The organism is Microvirga sp. P4_G7 (assembly GCF_056401005.1).
In genome coordinates, this window is sequence record NZ_JBFUKD010000195.1 from 1 (window position 1) to 5,939 (window position 5,939).

At 64.2% G+C, this 5,939-nt stretch carries 7 protein-coding genes; 1 reads left to right on the forward strand and 6 read right to left on the reverse strand.

What is annotated here, in order from left to right; translation table 11 throughout:
- The 3 genes from AC1DT3_RS10490 to AC1DT3_RS10500 form a co-directional block, all read right to left on the reverse strand.
- On the reverse strand, positions 1-381 hold a 381-nt coding region (locus AC1DT3_RS10490), incomplete at its 3' end, for a creatininase family protein (RefSeq protein ID WP_477465197.1).
- Positions 363-1,241 (reverse strand): Rid family hydrolase, encoded by an 879-nt coding sequence (locus AC1DT3_RS10495; RefSeq protein WP_477465198.1) that lies wholly within the window; start codon positions 1,239-1,241, stop codon positions 363-365. The genes AC1DT3_RS10495 and AC1DT3_RS10490, both read right to left, overlap by 19 nt.
- Positions 1,242-1,271: 30 nt before the next feature.
- Positions 1,272-2,417, reverse strand: coding sequence for a mandelate racemase/muconate lactonizing enzyme family protein (locus AC1DT3_RS10500; protein ID WP_477465199.1), 1,146 nt, complete (start codon positions 2,415-2,417; stop codon positions 1,272-1,274).
- A gap of 156 nt (positions 2,418-2,573) precedes the next feature.
- Between AC1DT3_RS10500 and AC1DT3_RS10505 the strand changes: the two genes are divergently transcribed.
- The gene (locus tag AC1DT3_RS10505; RefSeq protein ID WP_477465200.1) at positions 2,574-3,350 is read left to right on the forward strand and encodes an SDR family oxidoreductase; all 777 of its coding nucleotides are present in this window, start codon (positions 2,574-2,576) and stop codon (positions 3,348-3,350) included.
- Between the two features lie 32 nt (positions 3,351-3,382).
- Here the strand turns inward: AC1DT3_RS10505 and AC1DT3_RS10510 are convergent, their stop codons facing one another.
- From AC1DT3_RS10510 to AC1DT3_RS10520, 3 genes are all read right to left on the reverse strand, one after another.
- A complete protein-coding gene (locus AC1DT3_RS10510; protein WP_477465201.1) occupies positions 3,383-4,264 on the reverse strand; it encodes a MurR/RpiR family transcriptional regulator in 882 nt (293 codons plus the stop codon).
- 17 nt (positions 4,265-4,281) lie between these two features.
- Positions 4,282-5,271, reverse strand: a complete 990-nt coding sequence (locus AC1DT3_RS10515; protein ID WP_477465202.1) for a hypothetical protein — start codon at positions 5,269-5,271, stop codon at positions 4,282-4,284.
- 16 nt (positions 5,272-5,287) lie between these two features.
- Positions 5,288-5,939: extracellular solute-binding protein (locus AC1DT3_RS10520; RefSeq protein ID WP_477465203.1), on the reverse strand; the 652-nt coding region annotated here is incomplete at its 5' end.

The window sequence follows — 5,939 nt, forward strand, 5'->3', positions numbered from 1 at the left end:
CATGATCACCTGCCCGATCGCCTGGTTGCCGCCATGGCTGTTGAACAACAGCACGTTGCGAAAACCATGTGCGACGACGGAGGAGAGGATGTCGGTCACATACGCCAGCAGCGTCGTGTGCTGAACGGTGAGCGTTCCTGGGAAATCCATGTGATGGGCGGAGGCGCAGACCACGACCGGCGGCAGGATGAGCACGCGCTCGCGACGAACGGCGTCGAGCTCCGCAAGAAAGTGAGCGCCGATGCGCGCATCGGTGTCGAGCGGCAGATGCGGGCCATGCTGCTCGATGGCGGCAATGTTGAGGAGCACCGGAATGCCGCGATCGAGCGCACCGATTTCCGGCGATGTCAGTTTGTCCCATTTCATGGCTTGGCTGCCCACATCTCGATTTCCACCAGGAAGTCGCGCAAGAGTTTCGTCTCGACTGCGGTTCGAACCGGACGCGGCTCGGGCACCATCTCGGCATAGATCTCGTTGAACGCCGGCCAATCGGCCAGATCGGCGAGATAGACATTGACCTTGAACACGTCGTCGAGGCCGCAGCCCGCATGGCGCAGCTGCGCCGCGCAGTTCTCCATCGTCGCTCGCGCCTGGGCCTTGAAATCACGACCGCCGATGGTCGTGCCGTCGTTCGCCAAAGCCGCCTGTCCGGAAATGACGATCAGACGTCCGGGAGTGACTTCGATGACGGGCGAATACGGACCTGCACCCGCATGCTGCGATGATGGCGGAACCCGTTTGACGGGCGTGTCGGATTGCTTGCCGCCCATGGGATTGGGAAGATAGCCGAGGAAACCGGCGATGCGCCAACGGCCGTCGACTCGGCGACAGAAATAGTGAGTCTGCCACCTGAGCTTCAGCGTTTCGCCATCGTCGAGCGCGATGGCGCCGTCGAATTTCTTCCGCGCCAGGGCGAAGTCGCCCATGATCTCGATATCGCGCAGGGTCGTGAGTGCGAAGATCGATCGGCGCAGATCCGCCACCGCGATACGACCCTTGACCTCGGCAGCGCCTGAAAGCCACGATTCGCGATAGCGTGCGATGTCCGCGTAGGTCACGCGCCACGTATCGGGATTGTCCGAGAAGCGGCCGTCGATGCCGAAGAACAGGTCCGGCGCGAAATCCTCGTAATGGGCGTCCCAGTCGCCCGCGACGTAAGCCTCGATGTCCCGCCGCACCAACATCTCCCAGATGGCGAAGCGGGCTTCGTCGGCTTGCGGAAAGGGATTGACGTCGGACATCACACGCCCCGTTCTGGCTCTTCGACAACGCTAGCGGATGGTACGCTCGGACACCTTGAATCGTTTGACCGCGTCCTCATCCAGTTCGACGCCGAGGCCCGGCCCTTCCGGCACGCGCACGTGCGGCGGTTCCACCGCGAGCGGCGTCTTGAGGAGATCATGCGAGCGGATCATGCGTCCGAAGATGTCGCTTGGCCAGATGCAGCTCGCGGCAGCCGCCGCCTGATGAACGTACATCGCTTCGAGCAGGCCCAGATCGACTTCGGATCCATGCCAACAGGACAGCCCCGCCATCGAGGCGAGCGACCCGAGGGCGTGGAACTTGGCGAGCCCACCGTTGAAGTTGAATCCATCCACCGCGCCGTGAGCGATGGCATTCACCGCTTCGTAGGGGCGCTGGCCCTGATAGACGTAAGGGAGCGAGACGTGGAGGACGATCGGGATCGCCGTGAACTGCCGCAGCAGAGCATAATCCCGCACCATCCAGCGCGCGATCGGGTCTTCCAGCAGCAGGACATTTCCGACGGCTTCGAGCCCGCGCAGGATCGGCCGCGCGTTGCCGGCGTTTTCCCAGCGCTGGTTGGGATCGAGAATGACCTTCATGCCGGGCGCGTGCTCGGCGATGCGCGCGCACCACGCGACGACATCGTCCTCGAGATCGCATTTGAACTTGATGCAGTCGAAGCCCTGCTCGTGGTAGCGGCGCGTCCAGGGGCCGATCTCGTCGGTCGTGCGATGGCTCGACCAGGCGCCGATCTTGACGTGCGAGCGGACGGCGCCCCCGAGCAGGCGATGGAGCGGCACGCCGAGCGATTTGGCGTAGGCGTCCCAGATCGCGCACTCGAACCCGTCATATTCGCGGCATAGGGCGATCGGCAGATCCTGCAGGCAGAGATCGGCGACGCTCTGGCCGAGAAGCAGGTTCGCGACGCCCTCGATCGTCGTCCAATTGTGGTCGCGATAGAACTCCGCAAGGCCGATCGTGCCGTCCTTCAGAGTCATGCGCAGGATCAGCTTGGGCAGCGCGTCGAATTGCACGGACCAGGATTGACGGCCGCCGACCGGCAGCATGTGCAGCGGCTTGTCGAGGCTTTCCGAATTGATGACGCCCGGATGGGCGGGGACGACGACCTCTTCGAAGTCGAACCGGACAATCGTCTTGTCATTCGCGTTCATTGGGGCATCCCGTCGGCGGCGGCCTGCGATACGTTCCGATGATAGAGGTAGAATCAAAAATGTAGTTTAACAACGAAAATTTCCGCGAGGGCGGCCTGCAATGGGCGCCAAATGTTTGCTACGCTACGCGGTGCGGGTACGAGAGGGAGCAGGGCGATGGGGCAGACGATCGTGATCACCGGCGGCGCGGGCGATATCGGCCGTGCCCTCGCGCTTCGATTCCTGAAGGAAGGTCACAGCGTGGCGCTGCTCGATCGCGACGAGGCTGCCCTGGCGAATGCGGCTTCGGCGCTTGGCGGTCTCGGACAATTGCACCCTGCCGCCGCCGACATCACCGATCTTGCGTCCGTGCGGGAGGCGATGGCGCGCATCGAGGCCGCGTTCGGCGCAATCGACGTTCTGGTCAACAATGCGGGCGCGGTGATCAGTCCGACGCTCGCGGCGACGGACGAGGCCAGCTGGACCGCCGATATCGATCTCAATCTCAACGGTGCGTGGCGCTGCGTGCGGGCCGTCCAGGATGGCATGATCGCGCGCCGCAGCGGGACCATTCTCAACATCTCATCGGTGAATGGATTCGGCATTTACGGCTATCCCGCCTACAGCGCCGCGAAAGCCGGTCTCGTGCAGTTCACGCGGTTTCTCGCCGTCGAGTTCGGCAAGCACGGCATTCGCGCGAACGCCATCGCGCCGGGAAGCGTCAAGACGCAGGCCTGGAAGGCGCGGGTGGATAAGAACCCCGAGATCTTCGAACGGCTGAAGCGCTGGTACCCGCTCGGCGACATCTGCGTGCCCGAGGATATCGCCGGCGTCGCCGCGTTTCTGATCGGGCCGGACGCGCGCATGATCACGGGCGCGATCATTCCCGTCGACGGTGGTCTATCCGTCGGTTCGGCGACGATGGCGCGCGAGTTCGTCGGCGAGGATTTTTAGGGCCCGTCGGAGGGTCGGCCAAGCAAAAGCGGTCAATCGCCGACGGGCTGCTCGTCCGTGTGGCCGTGCAGCGCCAGGAGCGTCGTGCGGATTCGATGGAGCTTGCGCGCCGAGGCGGGCCTGCGCGCACCCACCAGAGCCGACAGGCAATCGATGACGAGCAACTGGCCGTAGCGTGTGCGGTTGGGAAGGTTGAAATGCACCTCGTCCCCCGGAACGTGGAGGGGCAGCAGGATCGATGCGAGGGCGGCGAGCGGACTGCCCGGTTGCGTCACCGCAATGACCGTGGCGTTTCGGGAAGCCGCGATCTCGGCGGCATCGCAAAGCGATCGCGGCTTCCCGGTCACCGAGAAGACGACGACCACGTCGCCTTTGTCGGCGATCGCCCCCAGCATGCGCTGCTTGTAGGGATCGGCCGTCGCTGTGACGGGCAGGCCGAAGCGGAAGAGCCGGTTCTCCATCTCGGCGGCCATGATCGCCGAACTGCCGCCGACGCCGAGACACGCGATGCGGCTCGCTGCGTCAATCGCCTCCGCCGCGCGCGTCAACGCCGCTTCGTCGAGCCCCGCGAAAGCGATGGAGAGCGCATCGAGCCCGGACCGATAGACACGGCGCGCGGTGGTGGTCGGATCGCCCTCCAGCACCTTGCGTTCGGCCTCGATATACATGCGCCCGACGGCGAAATCCTGGGCGAGGCGCAGCTTGAAATCGCTGAATCCGTCGCACCCGATCCGCCGCGTGAAGCGCAGGACGGTCGGCTCGCTCACGTCGGCCTGTCCGGCGAAGGCCTTGATGCTCGCTCGGGTCGTCCCTTCGATGTCCTGCATGACCAGATCGGCGACGCGGCGCTCCGCCTTCTTGAGGCTAGGCGCGATCTGCTCGATGGTTTCGATGAGACTGTTCGGCCGCTGCATGATGGGCTCGATCCCTCTCAGACCTGAATGCCGAGATATGTTCTGTCGTCGGCCCAGACGGATCCGATCGATCCCTTGGGCGAAGGATAGAGAAGGACTTTCGCGGGATCCTCGCGCTCGACATCGGCGAAGGCTTTTTCCCACGAGGCGACGCCGAAGCCTTCCCCCATCTTGAAGTAGCCGTCCGAGAAGATCTCGATGGTCCTGACGTCGCTGCGGGGAAAGCGTTCGACGCGAATCAGGCTTTCGGGAACATCGAACCCGTCGAGGCAGACATAGCCGAGCACGGTCGAAAGATCGTTCTGATAATGGCCCTGATGAATGATGCCGCCCTGGACGAGCGTTTCGATTTCTTCGCGGGGGACGTGCGGCAGCGCCTCCACATTGGCGTCGACCGCGCGCTTCTCGATCAGGCGCATGTCGTCGGCGGTGAGGAGGTCGGCGAGGGGACCGAGATCCTGTCTCGTTCCGTGCCACGTCACCTGTCGGGACGCCTTTTCCTGCTGCACGGGATCGCTGGTGCGCTGACCGATCACCGGCCAGGCGATACGGCGCAAGGTCGAGGTGATCAGGTCGAGGTCCTTTTCGACCCGGTAGAGAATGTCGCCGTTGATCCGCACGCCGCTGTCGCCGACGAGCACGATTTCGATAGTGTCCTCATGCACGAGGACGAGCGCGAGAGCCGCGGCGAGGCGCAGGTTCCAATCGGTCTGCACGCGCTCGTACATGCCGTGCGTCTTGTAGGCGTCGCGCAGGGCGCCGGTCATGAAGCGCACGATGGCGAGGGCGCTCTGATGGCCGCCGGGCGCGCTCAAAAGGTGTTCGAGCGCGCCCTTGACGGTGAGGGCGGCATACTGGCCGGAAAGCATTCCGTCGTAACGCGTCCCGAGGCGGTCGGTGACCCCGTCGATGACCGCGTAGGCGCGGTCGGGCAGGATCACCAGACGGTCTTCGTTGGCGTGCGGCGCGGACGGGTCCTTCGCCTCTGAGAAAGCTTCGATCAGCATGCGGGTTGGAATCGGCTCAGCGGTTCTGAAGCGCCGCTTTCCACTTGGCGACCCAGTCGTTGCGGCTCTGGGCGACCTTCTTGATGTCGTAGTCGACCAGCTTGATTTCGCCGATCGGCTTCAGACCMGCGCCCGTCACGTCCGTGCGCACCGAGCGGCGGCCGATTTCGGAGACGAGCTGCTCCTGAACCGGCTTCGACAGCAGCCACTCGATGAAGACCTTGGCGTTCTCGGGATGAGGAGCGCCCTTCACCAGTGCGACACCGTCAGCGACCGTGGACGAGCCATCGGCCGGATAGACGATGGCCACGTTGCCGCCGCCCTTCACGTAGTCGAGGGCGTTGTCCTCCAGCGTCAGGCCGACCAGGGCCTCGCCGTCATTGACGTAGCGCGGAACGGCGCCCGAGGAATCGGACAGGTTGGTGTTGGCCAGGATCTTGTTGTTCACGTCCCAACCCTTGTCGCCATAGGCGAGAAGGACGGTGGCGAGCTGCTGGAACGAGGATCCRGAGGTGTCGGCGCGAGCCGCCGAAATCTTGCCTTTCCACTTGGCGTCGCCCAGCTCGGCCCAGGTCTTGGGGTAATCGGCGGGCTTCAATTCCTTGTTGTTGACGGCGAGCACGAGAAGGATGCCGGTATAGGGAATCCACTCGGGGCTGACCTTGTAG

Excerpts from the sequence above, each read along its gene's own strand:
- AC1DT3_RS10495 (WP_477465198.1), bottom strand. The coding sequence starts at position 1,241 with ATGTCCGACGTCAATCCCTTTCCGCAAGCCGACGAAGCCCGCTTCGCC.
- AC1DT3_RS10500 (WP_477465199.1), bottom strand. The coding sequence starts at position 2,417 with ATGAACGCGAATGACAAGACGATTGTCCGGTTCGACTTCGAAGAGGTC.
- AC1DT3_RS10505 (WP_477465200.1), top strand. The coding sequence starts at position 2,574 with ATGGGGCAGACGATCGTGATCACCGGCGGCGCGGGCGATATCGGCCGT.
- AC1DT3_RS10510 (WP_477465201.1), bottom strand. The coding sequence starts at position 4,264 with ATGCAGCGGCCGAACAGTCTCATCGAAACCATCGAGCAGATCGCGCCT.
- AC1DT3_RS10515 (WP_477465202.1), bottom strand. The coding sequence starts at position 5,271 with ATGCTGATCGAAGCTTTCTCAGAGGCGAAGGACCCGTCCGCGCCGCAC.